Origin of the sequence: Vibrio sp. SCSIO 43153 (assembly GCF_023716625.1) — a bacterium.
GTDB lineage: Bacteria > Pseudomonadota > Gammaproteobacteria > Enterobacterales > Vibrionaceae > Vibrio > Vibrio rotiferianus.
Genome location: NZ_CP071856.1, coordinates 1,598,082 through 1,611,397 on the forward strand (window position 1 = coordinate 1,598,082; position 13,316 = coordinate 1,611,397).

General features: G+C 46.2%; 15 protein-coding genes. 10 read left to right on the forward strand and 5 right to left on the reverse strand.

The window, feature by feature from the left end:
• Positions 1–7 precede the first annotated feature (7 nt).
• The 3 genes from J4N37_RS23460 to J4N37_RS23470 form a co-directional block, all read right to left on the reverse strand.
• Entirely contained in the window at positions 8–319 is a 312-nt protein-coding gene (locus J4N37_RS23460) for an AzlD domain-containing protein (RefSeq protein ID WP_010452587.1), read from the reverse strand.
• The gene (locus tag J4N37_RS23465; RefSeq protein WP_252042537.1) at positions 316–1,059 is read right to left on the reverse strand and encodes an AzlC family ABC transporter permease; all 744 of its coding nucleotides are present in this window, start codon (positions 1,057–1,059) and stop codon (positions 316–318) included. The genes J4N37_RS23460 and J4N37_RS23465 overlap by 4 nt, the downstream gene beginning before the upstream one ends.
• A gap of 72 nt (positions 1,060–1,131) precedes the next feature.
• Positions 1,132–1,959: an AraC family transcriptional regulator gene (locus J4N37_RS23470; protein ID WP_010452583.1), complete on the reverse strand. Its 828-nt coding sequence runs from the start codon at positions 1,957–1,959 to the stop codon at positions 1,132–1,134.
• A gap of 244 nt (positions 1,960–2,203) precedes the next feature.
• Here J4N37_RS23470 and J4N37_RS23475 point away from each other — a divergent pair, with 244 nt between their 5' ends.
• Together J4N37_RS23475 and J4N37_RS23480 are read left to right on the forward strand one after the other, a co-directional pair.
• On the forward strand, positions 2,204–2,836 hold the full coding sequence (locus J4N37_RS23475) for a LysE family translocator (RefSeq protein WP_010452582.1): 633 nt from the start codon (positions 2,204–2,206) through the stop codon (positions 2,834–2,836).
• Between the two features lie 88 nt (positions 2,837–2,924).
• Positions 2,925–3,344 carry a GNAT family N-acetyltransferase gene (locus J4N37_RS23480; RefSeq protein WP_252042539.1) on the forward strand — a complete coding sequence of 140 codons (420 nt, stop codon included), beginning with the start codon at positions 2,925–2,927 and terminating at the stop codon, positions 3,342–3,344.
• Positions 3,345–3,431: 87 nt separating this feature from the next.
• Here J4N37_RS23480 and J4N37_RS23485 read toward each other — a convergent pair whose 3' ends face one another.
• Positions 3,432–5,126 carry a phospho-sugar mutase gene (locus tag J4N37_RS23485; RefSeq protein ID WP_252042540.1) on the reverse strand — a complete coding sequence of 565 codons (1,695 nt, stop codon included), beginning with the start codon at positions 5,124–5,126 and terminating at the stop codon, positions 3,432–3,434.
• Between the two features lie 330 nt (positions 5,127–5,456).
• Between J4N37_RS23485 and coxB the strand changes: the two genes are divergently transcribed.
• The 4 genes from coxB to J4N37_RS23505 are packed head-to-tail and all read left to right on the forward strand — an operon-like array spanning position 5,457 to position 9,764.
• A complete protein-coding gene (gene coxB / locus J4N37_RS23490) occupies positions 5,457–6,620 on the forward strand; it encodes a cytochrome c oxidase subunit II (RefSeq protein ID WP_045394535.1) in 1,164 nt (387 codons plus the stop codon).
• Positions 6,617–8,257 (forward strand): cytochrome c oxidase subunit I, encoded by a 1,641-nt coding sequence (gene ctaD / locus J4N37_RS23495; protein ID WP_182026782.1) that lies wholly within the window; start codon positions 6,617–6,619, stop codon positions 8,255–8,257. Before coxB ends, ctaD begins: the two co-directional genes overlap by 4 nt.
• A 20-nt stretch (positions 8,258–8,277) precedes the next feature.
• Positions 8,278–8,868, forward strand: a complete 591-nt coding sequence (locus J4N37_RS23500) for a cytochrome c oxidase assembly protein (protein ID WP_252042541.1) — start codon at positions 8,278–8,280, stop codon at positions 8,866–8,868.
• Between the two features lie 11 nt (positions 8,869–8,879).
• Positions 8,880–9,764 (forward strand): cytochrome c oxidase subunit 3, encoded by an 885-nt coding sequence (locus J4N37_RS23505; RefSeq protein WP_010452572.1) that lies wholly within the window; start codon positions 8,880–8,882, stop codon positions 9,762–9,764.
• A 2-nt stretch (positions 9,765–9,766) separates the two neighbouring features.
• On the opposite strand, the gene J4N37_RS23510 is transcribed toward J4N37_RS23505, so the two are convergent.
• The gene (locus J4N37_RS23510; RefSeq protein ID WP_005425979.1) at positions 9,767–10,003 is read right to left on the reverse strand and encodes a DUF2909 family protein; all 237 of its coding nucleotides are present in this window, start codon (positions 10,001–10,003) and stop codon (positions 9,767–9,769) included.
• Here J4N37_RS23510 and J4N37_RS23515 point away from each other — a divergent pair.
• From J4N37_RS23515 to cyoE, 4 genes are read left to right on the forward strand one after another with little or no spacing between them, the layout of a single operon-like run.
• Positions 10,002–10,769, forward strand: a complete 768-nt coding sequence (locus tag J4N37_RS23515) for an SURF1 family protein (protein WP_252042542.1) — start codon at positions 10,002–10,004, stop codon at positions 10,767–10,769. The two genes, J4N37_RS23510 and J4N37_RS23515, sit on opposite strands and share 2 nt — an antisense overlap.
• Positions 10,766–11,302: a redox-active disulfide-containing membrane protein gene (locus tag J4N37_RS23520; protein ID WP_252042543.1), complete on the forward strand. Its 537-nt coding sequence runs from the start codon at positions 10,766–10,768 to the stop codon at positions 11,300–11,302. Before J4N37_RS23515 ends, J4N37_RS23520 begins: the two co-directional genes overlap by 4 nt.
• Positions 11,303–11,314: 12 nt before the next feature.
• The gene (locus J4N37_RS23525) at positions 11,315–12,334 is read left to right on the forward strand and encodes a COX15/CtaA family protein (protein WP_252042545.1); all 1,020 of its coding nucleotides are present in this window, start codon (positions 11,315–11,317) and stop codon (positions 12,332–12,334) included.
• Complete coding sequence (gene cyoE / locus J4N37_RS23530) at positions 12,327–13,241, forward strand: heme o synthase (RefSeq protein ID WP_252042546.1); 915 nt, start codon at positions 12,327–12,329, stop codon at positions 13,239–13,241. Before J4N37_RS23525 ends, cyoE begins: the two co-directional genes overlap by 8 nt.
• Positions 13,242–13,316: the final 75 nt, after the last annotated feature.

The following is a 13,316-nucleotide window of genomic DNA, read 5'->3' on the forward strand; positions in this document are numbered from 1 at the left end:
AACCCCCCTACAACCAAATTCGAAGTAGTAAAAACGCCACCATACTCACAATGGTGGTGAGCAATACATTCTTAGTGAGGTATGCAATCACAGCGGCTAATAGCGCAGCCAATAGAAATGGGTTTTGCCAACTGACGCTCAGTTCACCTTCTGGTAGAAAAACAATTGGAGCCCAAATAGCAGTGAGTACTGCAGGGCTTGCATAGCTCAAGACTTTCTGAGTTCTAACCCCTAACTTAAGCGGCAATTTTGGTTCTAGAAATAGATAACGGCTAGTGAATACCAAGGCTGTCATGGCTAAGATAGATAAAAAGATCATTGGCGTTTCTCCGAGGTATACCCAAGGTTTGGTGCTTTCGTCGTCAATGGTTCCACAAAATAGCCCGTCAACATGGCGAGAACACTCGCGAACATCAAGCTTCCTTCCACTTGGAAATAATTCAGCGCCACTGAGCTGACTAACGCCACCAGCACACTAAACAACACGGGCATACTTTTGATCGTTGGCACTACAATCGCGATAAAGGTTGCAGCAACGGCAAATTCCAACCCGAGCTCATTCAATTCAGGTATCAAACTGCCAGCGACTATGCCTGCTAGCGTTGCGAAGTTCCAAAATAAGTAGAAGCTTAATCCAGCGCCAAGGGCGTACCATCGATCAAACTGTTTATCGGATTGATGCCCGACGATGGCAAACAGCTCGTCAGTGAGTAAGAAGCCAAGTGAAAGACGCCACTTTAATGGCAAAGGCGAAATTTTACTGCGCATCGAAACACTATAAAGAAAATGTCGAGACGTAATGAAAAAGGTCGTCAGCAACATGGTAGTCAAGCCCGCGCCTGCTTTAATCATCCCCATGGCCACAAGCTGTGCGGAGCCTGCAAACAGAATGGCGGAAAGTGCCTGACCTTCCAAAGGGTGTAAGCCGGTATCAATGGCAAATGAGCCCGCGAGTAACCCCCAAGGCAATACAGCGATGCTCAGTGGCATCATTGCGATGGTGCCTTGTAAAAAGAGCGAGGTTTTTGAGTCTTGATGCGTTGGCAAAGTAGTATCCATAACTTCAACTTGAATAGAAAAAACATGCTGTTAAGGTAGGCTGACCTCAGCATGTTGCCTTGTACAAAATTGCTAACAATGCTTGATGTACTGCCCGGGTGTTACTCCCATGGCTTTTTTAAAGTGACGATGCAAATGGCTTTGGTCGTGAAAGCCGCATTCTTGAGCAACATCGGAAATCTTTTGCCCTAGCTTGAGTAGCTTTTTCGCCATTCTTAGTCTTTGTTGAATTTGAAACGCGTGCGGCGGAAAGCCAAACTGCTTTTGAAACTCACGCAACAGGTGAAAAGGGCTCAAGCCCGCCAATTTGGCAAGTTCTTCTAAAGAGACATCGGTTTGAGGAAAGTCTTCAAGAAACTCTTTGACCAACTGTACTTGCCTTTGTGCTTTTGTTGCGTCTTGAAGCGGAGCTCGATGTGTACTGTGCTTGCTGGCAAGTTTGACTAGCGTACCGTAGACAAGTGTCTCTCTTAGTAAGCGGTTATCGGACTTCTCTAGAGTATCGAATACCAACCGCAGTTGGTTTGCGAGTTCTGGATCGTAAACAACGGGTTGGGGGAAGTATGGCTGAGCTACATTAGGTGCGCCGAGTTCTTCACCGAGTGTTTGAAATTGCTCTGGCACGGGGTACATGGCCTTGTATTCCCAGCCACCCTCTGACGCTGAATGCCCGTTATGTACTTCGTCTGCATTCACCAGAATGATGCTGTCTTGCGGCGCAATATGGTTGCCGCCAGTGCGAAAGAACTGTTGTGCGCCTTTTTCGATTACGCCAATGGTGTAGCCTTCATGACTATGGCGAGAGAAGTTTTGCTTTTCGTATTTTGCATCGAGCAGCTCCAAGCCACCCAGCTCTTGAGCAATTTTAAAAGTCGCGATTTCCTTATTCTTTTCTTTCATCTCTTTTTGTTTTGCTCAAGTGTCAGGCTTGTTGCTTTGAAGTCTACCGGATACATCCTGCTTATTTTTGTACAAAATTGCTATCGGTATTAAAAATAAACATAAAAAAGGTTAATTGTTTTTAAATTGAGCATAAAAACTTTTGTATTTTCTGATTTTATCTTGTGGCAAAGGTATTTGGTCTGGTTGTTATCTATTCATTGGTATAAGATCCGCCGCCTGTTTTTGAATAGCTAGTTCCACCATGATCGATTTATCTGTACTTCCTGTTTATCTCACCGCTGTTATTGCACTTCTTCTATTGCCTGGGCCAGACATGCTGCTAATAGCCAGCTCTAGCATGAGTTATGGCAAGAAAGTCGGTTTGTTCGCAAGTTTAGGCAATGCAACATCAGGCGTAATCTTAACCTTGCTGGCAGCAATGGGCGTATCGACCTTAATTGCGATGAGTCCAATCGCGTTAAAAGTGCTTCATCTACTTGGTGGCGCGTACTTACTAAAAATGGGATGGGACTGCTTACGAGCGGACGCTTCAGCTGCACCAGAGCTAGATCAGAAGAACAAAATGGCGTCGACTTACTATCAGCGTGCATTGATGAGTAACCTGCTGAACCCTAAAGCCTTAGTGTTCTTCGTGATGTTTTTGCCACAGTTTGTATCTAGCAACATTACCGCATCCTCGGGTGAGCAGATGCTTGCGCTTGGTTTGCTTTTAAACGTATTGGGATTGCTATTCAACATCTTGTTGGTTGCGCTGGCGGGTACATTAGGCAAAGGGTTACTGGAAAATGAAAAATTCCGCATGTACCAAGGCAAGTTAATGGGCTTGGTTTTCGTTATCCTTGCGGTATGGATGCTCAGTAGCTTCGCGATGTAATGTGTAGGAACAATCAGATTTTTAAACAAAAGCCAGCACTCGCTGGCTTTTTGTTTTAGTATCACACTGATTTCCAAGGAGTGGCTGTATGAAACTTGAATTTAAACTCAATCCAGAACAAAACGATCTCGACTTTATCCGTGATGGCATCCGTGCTTATAACAACATGCACCTTCCGGATGGGGATGTAGACGCTGTTGGTTGTTTTGCTCGTAATGACGAGGGCAAGATTGTTGGCGGGCTCACGGGTGAAATGTTCAATAGCACTGTGTTCGTTGAATACCTTTGGGTTGATGCAGAGGCGCGCACGTCGGGGGTAGGAAGCAAGCTGATTGCTTTACTAGAAGAGCAAGTGAAGCCACACGGGGTGACGCATTTGTATCTCGATACTTATAGCTTCCAAGCGCTCGACTTTTACTTGAAACTGGGCTTTGAAAAAGTCGGTCAGTATTCGGGTTACCCTGCCGCGGGTATCGATAAACACTTCTTGCAAAAGCAGATTGTTTGATTCGTTTTGAATAGAACAAAAAAGAGGCGCTCGATGCGCCTCTTTTGCTATTTACTGTTGTCACAGAGTCGATGCTTCAAGCTTGGATTACAAACTTTGTTGATGTGCTTCGATCAGGGCATTCATCTTCGCTTCTGCTGCTTGGCTCGCTTGGGCGTAATCCATCTCTGCTGGGAAGTCGCTGATAACTTCGTAGTAACACTTCAACTTAGGCTCCGTACCTGAAGGGCGAACAATCACACGTGATTTGTCTTCTAGGTGATAAACCAGTACGTCACTCGCTGGTAAGTTGATGGCTTCTGTTGGACCGTCGGTTACGAAGCGTAGTGATGACTTTAGATCCTCAATGACTTCAATACGCTTACCGGCGATCTCTTTCGGTGGATTTGCGCGAAGCTTGTCACCGATTGGTGGTGATTTAGGATCAAGAGCAATGCTGCGCTGTGCGTTAAAGTAGAAACCGTGTTGGCGGTATAACTCTTCTAACTTATCCCAAAGCGTTTTGCCTTGTGCTTTTAGCTTACCTGTCAATTGAGAGAAAGCGACCAGTGCTGACAAGCCATCTTTATCCCATACTTTGTTCCCTACGGTGTAGCCAAGCGCTTCTTCGTAAGCGAATAGGAATGGATTAGCTTCTGTCTCTTGCGTCATTGCTACGTTGGTTAGCCATTTAAAGCCCGTTAGCGTTTGGTAGTATTCTGCACCGTGTGCTTTGGCAATGCTGCTCAATAGGCGAGAAGACACAATTGTATTACCAACGAGCGCGTTTGGTTGACCTTGCAGTAAGTAATCACCAAACAATGAACCCACTTGGTCACCCGTCAGCATTTGGTATTCGCCATCTGGGCGTTTTACTGCCACCGCAAAGCGGTCTGCGTCAGGGTCGTTTGCACAGGCAATATCGGCATCGACAGATTTACCTAGCGCCATCACCATGTCCATCGCGCCTGCTTCTTCCGGGTTCGGGAAGTTTACGGTAGGGAATGTGCCATCTGGTTCACGCTGTTCCGAAACACTTGCCACTTTCTCAAAGCCAGCATCTGCAAGTAACGTTTCTGCCATTTCCGCTCCGACACCATGCATTGCCGTGTAAACGATCGAGATATCTGTGTTGTTATCTGGCGTAAGCAGTGCGTTGTCATTCATTGATTTGCGGTACGTTTGGTAGTACTTGTCTTCAAGCCAAACCAACAATCCTTTTTGCTTTGCATCATCTAGAGACATCAGAGGAAGCGGTTTAGTTGTTGCATCATCAATTTTTGCAGCAATACCAGAATCGTGCGGTGGAATAATCTGTGCGCCATTTTCCCAGTAGACTTTAAAGCCATTGTACTCAGGCGGGTTATGGCTTGCGGTAACGACGACAGCAGCTGCTGCATTCAGTTCACGGACACCAAAAGCAACAATCGGCGTCGCCGCTACTTTATAGGTCAGGTAGACCTTGATGCCCAAAGCAGTCAGTACGGAAGCTGTATCGTGTGCGAACTGTTTAGAATCCGGACGCCCATCATAGCCGATAACAACACCGCGAGACGATGCATCTTTCACTTGTTCAATCAGGTAGTGGCCGAGACCTGTCGCGGTTTCTTGAATCACTAAGCGGTTCATGCGATTTGGGCCCGCGCCCACTTTGCCACGTAGGCCTGCAGTACCAAAAGCTAGGCGTGATCCGAATCGATCTGTCAGTTCCAGTTCGTTGTTAGCATCGACGAGCTGCTGAAGCTCTTCGCGAGTTTTAGGGTCAGGGTCTCGTGCTAGCCATTGGGTAATTTGTGCTGTCATATTCGTCTTTCCTTAGCAGGGGGAGCCTACTTGTTTAGACACTTTTATCTAGAAAGTGTCTCAATGTTTTCTATTTACTAATGTAAATGGTTATCAATTACATTTCAAAGAGGGCAATCGATAAACCGAATTTATTTTTTCAACCTGTACAGAATTTATTCATAGTTAATTTCTTGAAGAACTATTGAACTATAACTAGCCTTTTAACATAAATATAACAAAGAGTGCTGAAATCGTAGTTTTTGTGATTTTTCGTAAATTTGTTCGATATTTGCATCGGGAAGCAAGGAAGCTCGCGTAAGCGCAGCGGCTGAGCAGAGGAGAGATCTTTTGAAAAGATTAGCAACTACTCTAGCCTTATTAACGAATGTGATTTTTATCACATTTTCTTCGTCAGGTTGGTCAGAGCAAAATGATTACAACATGACGCGGGGTGTTACGGGGATCAGTGAGCAAGTGTATGAATTACATATGCTGATCTTCTACATATGCTGCGCCATTGCCTTTGTTGTATTCGGTGTGATGTTCTATTCCATCTTCCGACACCGCAAGTCAAAAGGGGCAGTTGCGGCTAATTTCCACGAAAGCACCAAAGTGGAGATTATCTGGACTGTCATCCCCGTTATTATTCTTATCGCGATGGCGATTCCAGCAACCAAAACACTGGTGGCAATGGAAGATACTAGCCAATCTGACCTCACTATTAAGATCACAGGCTCTCAATGGAAGTGGCATTACAGCTACTTCGGCGAGGATGTCGAATTTTTTAGTTTGCTCGCAACCAGTCAAAAAGAAATTGATGGCATTGAAGCAAAAGGGGCGCACTACTTACTTGAAGTGGATAATCCGCTCGTTCTGCCTATCAATCGTAAAGTTCGCTTCTTAATGACCTCAGATGACGTTATTCATTCATGGTGGGTGCCTGACTTCGCGGTTAAGAAAGACACCATCCCGGGGTTTATCAATGAAGCGTGGACCAAGATTGATGAGCCGGGCGTCTATCGCGGTCAGTGTGCCGAGCTTTGTGGTCGAGCACATGGTTTTATGCCAGTAGTTGTTCATGCAATGGCAGAAGACGACTTTGACCAGTGGATGTCAGACAAGAAGCAAGAGCTTGCTTTACAAAAAGCGGCCGCACAAGAAGCGTTGACGCAAGATCTGTCGATGGAAGATTTGATGGGGCAAGGCGAGTCGATTTACACCGCGCGTTGTGCCGTGTGTCATCAAGCAAATGGTGAAGGCATTCCGGGCGCATTCCCGGCGATTAAAGGCAGCGAAATAGCTAAAGGCCCGGTTATGGCTCACATCGATGTACTAGTAAACGGTCGTGCAGGGACAGCGATGCAAGCTTTTGCTAACCAACTTAGCGACCAGGAAATTGCTGCTGTTATTACCTATCAACGAAATGCTTGGGGAAATGACACTGGCGATACCGTTCAAGCATCCGATGTTAACGCCTTTAAGGTACAAGACAGTGCCAAGGAGGAAATATGAGTAAGCCAATTGAAAAAGCGGTGAAGTCTGCTCCTGCAGAAGCGCAAACGACCGCAAATACCACCATTGCGATTGAAGACGATCACGACCATCATCACGCGCCGAAAGGACTAACGCGTTGGCTCTACTCCACCAGCCATAAAGACATCGGTACGCTTTACTTGTGGTTTAGCTTTGCCATGTTCCTTACAGGCGGAGCAATGGCGATGATCATTCGCGCTGAGCTATTCCAACCGGGTTTGCAATTGGTTGATCCTCAGTTCTTTAACCAGATGACTACCGTGCATGGGCTTGTAATGGTATTTGGTGCCGTGATGCCTGCGTTTACTGGCTTAGCCAACTGGATGATTCCAATGATGATTGGCGCACCGGACATGGCTTTGCCACGAATGAACAACTTGAGTTTTTGGATCTTACCTTTTGCGTTCCTCATTTTGATCGGCTCTTTGTTCTTACCGGGTGGTGGCCCTGATTTCGGCTGGACCTTCTACGCGCCGCTTTCTACAACTTATGGTCCTGACAGCACGGCGTTGTTTGTATTCTCAGTCCATATCATGGGTATCAGTTCCATCATGGGGGCCATCAACGTCATCGTGACGATTGTAAATATGCGTGCACCGGGCATGACTTGGTTCAAGCTACCTATGTTTGTCTGGACTTGGCTAATCACGGCGTTCTTGTTGATAGCTGTGATGCCCGTACTAGCCGGTGCGGTGACCATGGTACTGACCGATAAATACTTCGGTACCAGCTTCTTTGATGCCGCTGGTGGCGGTGACCCGGTGATGTTCCAACACATCTTCTGGTTCTTTGGTCACCCAGAGGTATACATCATGATCTTGCCTTCGTTTGGGATTATTTCGGCAATCATTCCGGCTTTCAGTGGTAAAAAACTGTTTGGTTACCATTCGATGGTTTACGCGACTTGTAGTATTGCGTTGCTTTCATTCCTAGTCTGGGCACACCATATGTTTACCACGGGGATGCCAGTATTCGCGGAACTCTTCTTTATGTACTGCACCATGTTGATTGCGGTGCCAACTGGGGTGAAAGTGTTTAACTGGGTGGCGACCATGTGGCGCGGAGCCATGACGTTTGAGACGCCGATGTTATTTGCGATCGCCTTTATTGTCTTATTCACGATAGGTGGTTTCTCCGGCTTGATGTTGGCCATTGTGCCAGCAGACTTCCAATACCACGACACGTACTTTGTTGTCGCTCACTTCCATTATGTCTTGGTATCAGGTGCGGTGTTCTCGATTATGGCAGCGGCGTATTACTGGCTACCGAAGTGGACGGGCAATATGTACGACCACAAGCTCAGTCTGTGGCATTTCTGGTGTTCCATCATCTCGGTCAACGTATTGTTCTTCCCAATGCACTTCTTGGGTTTAGCGGGGATGCCAAGACGTATTCCTGATTACGCCATCCAGTTTGCGGACATTAACCAAATCGTATCAATAGGTGGTTTCGCCTTTGGTTTGTCTCAACTTATCTTCCTGTGGCTAGTCATCAAATGTATTCGTGGTGGTGAAAAAGCAACAGCCAAACCGTGGGAACGTGCAGAAGGTTTAGAGTGGACGGTGCCAAGTCCTGCTCCTCATCATACGTTCACAACACCGCCAAAAGTTGATTAAGCAAGCGTGAGGTGAGTGAGATGCAAAGTACTTCATCCAATAAGAAACTCACTATCAAGTTGCTGTTAGCGACTGTGCTGATGTTTGGCTTCGGTTTTGCTCTTGTGCCACTCTACGACATCATGTGCGATGCGCTTGGCATTAACGGCAAAACCAGTGATGTGGCAGCGATTCAACCAACGGGCATGCAAGCAGATATCACCAGAACCATTCGCGTGGAATTTATGGCACACGTAAGCCCAGATATGCCTTGGGAATTCAAACCCAAGGTTGTATCCATGGACGTTCATCCGGGCGAAGTGATTCAAACTGAATATCTTGCATTTAATCAAAGTGGTGAAGACTTGGTAGGGCAAGCTGTACCATCCGTATCGCCGGGCACTGGTGCGGCTTACTTCAATAAAATCGAGTGTTTTTGCTTTAATCAACAACCATTGGAAGGTAAGCAACAAGCGAGTATGCCTCTGATTTTCTACATTGAACCGGATGTGCCGGATTCAATCCATACATTGACCTTGTCTTACACACTCTACAAATTTCCTCCTCAATCGGGCGAGTCGTCGGTAGTTAGCCTCTCAAGGAGCGAGCAACAGGCGGGTAAGCGTCTGTAAGGAGAGAACTTATGAGTAACAAGCCTGAGACCTATTATGTTCCTGCACAGAGCAGCTGGCCTATTGTTGGGGCATTTGCGTTATTCCTTGTTGCGGTCGGTGCTGGGATGACGGTACAAGGTACCCAAAGTGATGGTGCGGTTGGCACACTTGGCGGCATTATTCTCGCGGTTGGTATGCTGTTTCTGCTTTACATGCTAGCAGGGTGGTTCAGTAACGTTATCACGGAGTCCCTTACCGGAAAATATAGTGCGCAAATCACGCGTTCATTTAGACAAGGGATGAGTTGGTTCATCTTTTCAGAAGTGATGTTCTTTGGCGCGTTCTTTGGTGCCCTGTTTTACGCGAGAATGATTTCGGTACCTTGGTTAGGCGGTGCCGATAACAACTTCATGACCCATGAAGTGTTGTGGCCAAGTTTTGAGGCGATATGGCCGCTCACCACTACGCCAGGTGGGGAAACAACGCAAGCTATGCCATGGCAAGGGATTCCATTAACCAACACTATCTTGCTGTTATTGTCTTCGATTACCTTACATATGGCACACATCAGCTTAGAACAAGATAAACGAACTGCACTGATTGTTTGGTTGGAAATCACTATCGTCTTGGCGGGCTTCTTCCTTTATTACCAAGCCGTTGAGTATGCGCACGCTTATCAAGATATTGGACTAACGCTGCAATCCGGTATTTACGGAAACACCTTCTTTATGCTGACGGGCTTTCATGGATTGCACGTTTGTCTCGGCACCATTTTTCTCATTGTATTGCTGTTCCGCATCGCCAAAGACCATTTCTCGCCGAAAGACCATTTTGCATTCCAAGCGGGTAGTTGGTATTGGCACTTCGTTGATGTGGTTTGGCTATGCTTGTTTGTTTTCGTTTATGTGCTGTAAAGCTAGTAAGGGCGAGGGTTAGGGGCTATCCATCCAGCCCCTAGAGCAATCAGAAGGAGTATCACGACTAACGCAGAAAACATGACACGACGACCGAGGTAATGGCTCATTGGTTTACCTTTTTTCGATGAATCTTCAGGGTCTTCGCGAACCATTTCGATAAGCGCTTTTGCGAGGTTAAAGATGATGAAAAGCAGCAAAAGGACAAGCGTTAGTTTGAACAGAAATACGGTGGACATGGCACCTCCGGTTTCGTCGTCGATATTATCGAAATGGGTTTGGGTTGCTGTCTTTTTAACTGTGGCTGTGTTTTCTCTATTGGTCAAACTGGGCTATTGGCAATTGGAACGTGGCAATGAAAAGCAGTTTTTGGAGCAAGCGATTTTAGCAAGGGCAAATACCTCTTATCAGGACATATCTGAAGTATTGGAAATGAACGATTGGCGAGAAGAGAGTATTATAGGGGTTAAAGTAAAAGCGAATGTGACACCTGAACCACTCCCAATCATTTTATTAGATAACCAGACGTATCAGAGCGAAGTGGGTTACCTTGCGTTTCAAATCGTGTCGATGTCTCATGATCCTGCGACTCTGACGTTGCTTGAACTTGGGTTTGTGAAGGGAGAACGCTCCAGAGCCGTGTTACCGAAGGTTGAACATCTGACAGCGCCATATGGCATCACCGGGCGTTTGTATCGTAAATCAACTAATCCGCTAAGTTCAGACCTAATGGCTGAAATGGACGATACGATCAGAGTGCAAAACCTCAACATCAATCAACTTAGCCAACTACTTAACGTTGAGTTAATGCCAACGGTCATTCAACCCGACAATCTAACGCGATGGCCGTATTCATTTCCTTGGAACCCTTTACCTTTAACCAGTGCAAAGCACTTTGGTTATGCTTTTCAATGGTTCGCTATGGCTGGCGTATTTTTGCTTATCACAATCCTGATTTTTATTCGTTGGATTCGACAACCACGCTCACAAGGAGGTGAGAAATGACAAATGCAGTCACGAAAGGACGAATTGTATTGGTGTCTCTGATTTGTCTATTTGCCCTCCCCGCGATTATTGCCAAGGTTGTATTGAGTCAAGGTTGGTACGAAACGGGAGTAACCAATCGAGGTGAATTGGTTGAGCCATATATCACGTTCGAACAATTAGGTCAGCCATCGCCGTTAGACGAAAAAGGTTGGCAATTAGCCTATGTGTTGCCATCGGAGTGTAAAGAACAATGCCAGCAACAAATACACTTGATGCAGCAAAGCCATATTGCATTAGGTAAATATCAAGAGCGTGTTGTGCCTGTTATATGGACTTCGAAAGAGGCGAATGACGTTGACCAGAGCATTGTCGTGATGCAAATGAATGACGCGCTTTCATCGAGAGTGAAAGCAGGTCAGGTGTTGATCGTCGATCCGCTCGGGCAGCTTGTAATGTCCTATACGCCAGAAGCAAACGAGGATTTGGTGCGGTTAAGTAAGGACGTATTGGCGGACTTACGAAAACTATTGAAGTTGTCACGCGTAGGCTAGGGAGGGGGCAATATGACGTTAAGTGGTTTGGTTAGGTTCAGCCTGTGTCTTACTCTTGTGGTCATCATGTTAGGCGCATATACGCGACTGGCTGATGCAGGTTTGGGGTGTCCAGATTGGCCGGGTTGCTACGGTCAGTTATTCGTTCCTCAAACCGAAGCCGAAGTCACGAAGGCAAATGCGTTGTTTCCAGAGCGCGCAGTGGAGCAAGGGAAAGCATGGTTAGAGATGATTCATCGTTACTTCGCTGGAACTTTAGGCTTAGTCATTCTGATGATGGCAATCATGGCGGTGAGAGCAGAGCGAGTCGATCCGACGATTCCTGTCTTGCTTTGTATCCTTGTCCTTGGGCAAGCGGCATTAGGAATGTGGACAGTGACGTTAAAATTGATGCCAGTGATTGTGATGCTGCATCTACTGGGTGGCTTTACGCTGCTTGCACTGCAAGCGATATTCTATTGCCAATTACAAACTCGACACAGCGTTTACTTTTCTCCCTCCTCTAAAAATGTAAGAACCTTCTCCTTGCTGGCTTTTGGAGTGGTGCTGATGCAGGTTTTGCTTGGCGGTTGGACCTCATCAAACTATGCCGCTCTAATGTGCACTGCTTTACCAATATGTGAAGGGAACTGGACAAGCTATTTATCATGGAAAGAGGCGTTTTCGTTCTGGCAGACAGGGGTTGATAACTATGAATTTGGTGTATTAGATTATTCAGCTCGAATGACGATCCATGTCAGTCACCGCATTGGTGCGATTGTTACTGCGTTCGTTGTGTTGGCATATTGCATTCTACTACTAAAACAAGATTCACATCATTCTCAGCGCTTAGGTGTTTGGATTGGCTTAGCTTTGGTTTGCCAAATCCTATTAGGCGTTAGTAATGTTGTGTTCCAACTGCCTATCTATGTAGCGGTGGCGCACAATCTTGGTGCAGCCATCATGCTTACACTTATCTGCGTTAGTCAGTTCTATTTATGGCAGGGTAAGGCTCGTTGGAGTCATCAAGCGAAAGGAGTTCGCTATGAGTAAAGAAATCGCGTTACCTCTGGAAAGTGGTAAGAAAAAGATTGGTTCAACCTATTTAAAACTGACAAAGCCTAAAGTCGTCGCGCTTATGTTGATTACCGCCATTGTCGGAATGAGCTTAGCGCCGGTGGCCAGTTTTCCTTGGCTACAAGCGGCGATTGGCCTTATCGGGATTGGCTTAATGGCTGGCTCCGCGGCAGCGTTTAATCACCTCATCGATCGCCGAATTGATGCGCGAATGGCTCGAACTCACAAGCGTCCTCTGCCTTCTGGTGACACGAATCCGTTATCAGTCGCGTTGTTTGCTGTTACGTTAGGTGTTGTTGGTTTTGTACTTTTGTACGCACTGGTTAATCCGTTAACAGCTTGGATGACGTTTTTAAGCTTGCTCGGTTACGCGGTGGTTTACACCATGTATCTCAAACGAGCGACCCCACAAAACATTGTAATTGCCGGAATTGCAGGTGCTATGCCGCCACTTTTAGGGTGGACTGCAGTGACGGGAGAGTTACACGCTCACGCTTGGTTGTTGGTGATGATTATTTTTATTTGGACACCACCACATTTCTGGGCGCTCGCGATTCATCGAGTTGAAGATTATCGCAAAGTGGATATTCCGATGCTCCCCGTGACTCATGGCATTGAATACACCAAAACTTCGATTCTTCTGTACACGATTCTACTCACGCTTGTTTGTATTCTTCCTGTGTTGGTGGGTATGGTTGGTTCGGTTTATCTTTTCTCTTCGCTGCTTCTCAATGCAGGTTTTATGTATCATGCTTGGAAGTTGAAGTTTTCCCCAGAGCAAAACAGCGCAATGGAAACCTTTAAATTCTCCATTTATCACTTACTCGCTCTGTTTGTAGCCTTGTTAGCTGATCACTATATTACCTTGTTCTTTGCGCAATAAATGCGCTTTGTCAACGGCATTAAACCGTGCTTAAGAGGCGCGGTTTTTATTTGTATCCCACATTGATTGCCATAC

What these genes read in the sequence shown, in the direction of transcription:
- J4N37_RS23465 (WP_252042537.1), bottom strand. Translation starts at nt 1,059, where the DNA reads ATGGATACTACTTTGCCAACGCATCAAGACTCAAAAACCTCGCTCTTT.
- J4N37_RS23510 (WP_005425979.1), bottom strand. Translation starts at nt 10,003, where the DNA reads ATGTCCACCGTATTTCTGTTCAAACTAACGCTTGTCCTTTTGCTGCTT.
- J4N37_RS23525 (WP_252042545.1), top strand. Translation starts at nt 11,315, where the DNA reads ATGACGTTAAGTGGTTTGGTTAGGTTCAGCCTGTGTCTTACTCTTGTG.
- J4N37_RS23460 (WP_010452587.1), bottom strand. Translation starts at nt 319, where the DNA reads ATGATCTTTTTATCTATCTTAGCCATGACAGCCTTGGTATTCACTAGC.
- J4N37_RS23470 (WP_010452583.1), bottom strand. Translation starts at nt 1,959, where the DNA reads ATGAAAGAAAAGAATAAGGAAATCGCGACTTTTAAAATTGCTCAAGAG.
- J4N37_RS23515 (WP_252042542.1), top strand. Translation starts at nt 10,002, where the DNA reads ATGGCACCTCCGGTTTCGTCGTCGATATTATCGAAATGGGTTTGGGTT.
- cyoE (WP_252042546.1), top strand. Translation starts at nt 12,327, where the DNA reads ATGAGTAAAGAAATCGCGTTACCTCTGGAAAGTGGTAAGAAAAAGATT.
- J4N37_RS23475 (WP_010452582.1), top strand. Translation starts at nt 2,204, where the DNA reads ATGATCGATTTATCTGTACTTCCTGTTTATCTCACCGCTGTTATTGCA.
- J4N37_RS23500 (WP_252042541.1), top strand. Translation starts at nt 8,278, where the DNA reads ATGCAAAGTACTTCATCCAATAAGAAACTCACTATCAAGTTGCTGTTA.
- J4N37_RS23485 (WP_252042540.1), bottom strand. Translation starts at nt 5,126, where the DNA reads ATGACAGCACAAATTACCCAATGGCTAGCACGAGACCCTGACCCTAAA.
- J4N37_RS23480 (WP_252042539.1), top strand. Translation starts at nt 2,925, where the DNA reads ATGAAACTTGAATTTAAACTCAATCCAGAACAAAACGATCTCGACTTT.
- J4N37_RS23505 (WP_010452572.1), top strand. Translation starts at nt 8,880, where the DNA reads ATGAGTAACAAGCCTGAGACCTATTATGTTCCTGCACAGAGCAGCTGG.
- J4N37_RS23520 (WP_252042543.1), top strand. Translation starts at nt 10,766, where the DNA reads ATGACAAATGCAGTCACGAAAGGACGAATTGTATTGGTGTCTCTGATT.
- ctaD (WP_182026782.1), top strand. Translation starts at nt 6,617, where the DNA reads ATGAGTAAGCCAATTGAAAAAGCGGTGAAGTCTGCTCCTGCAGAAGCG.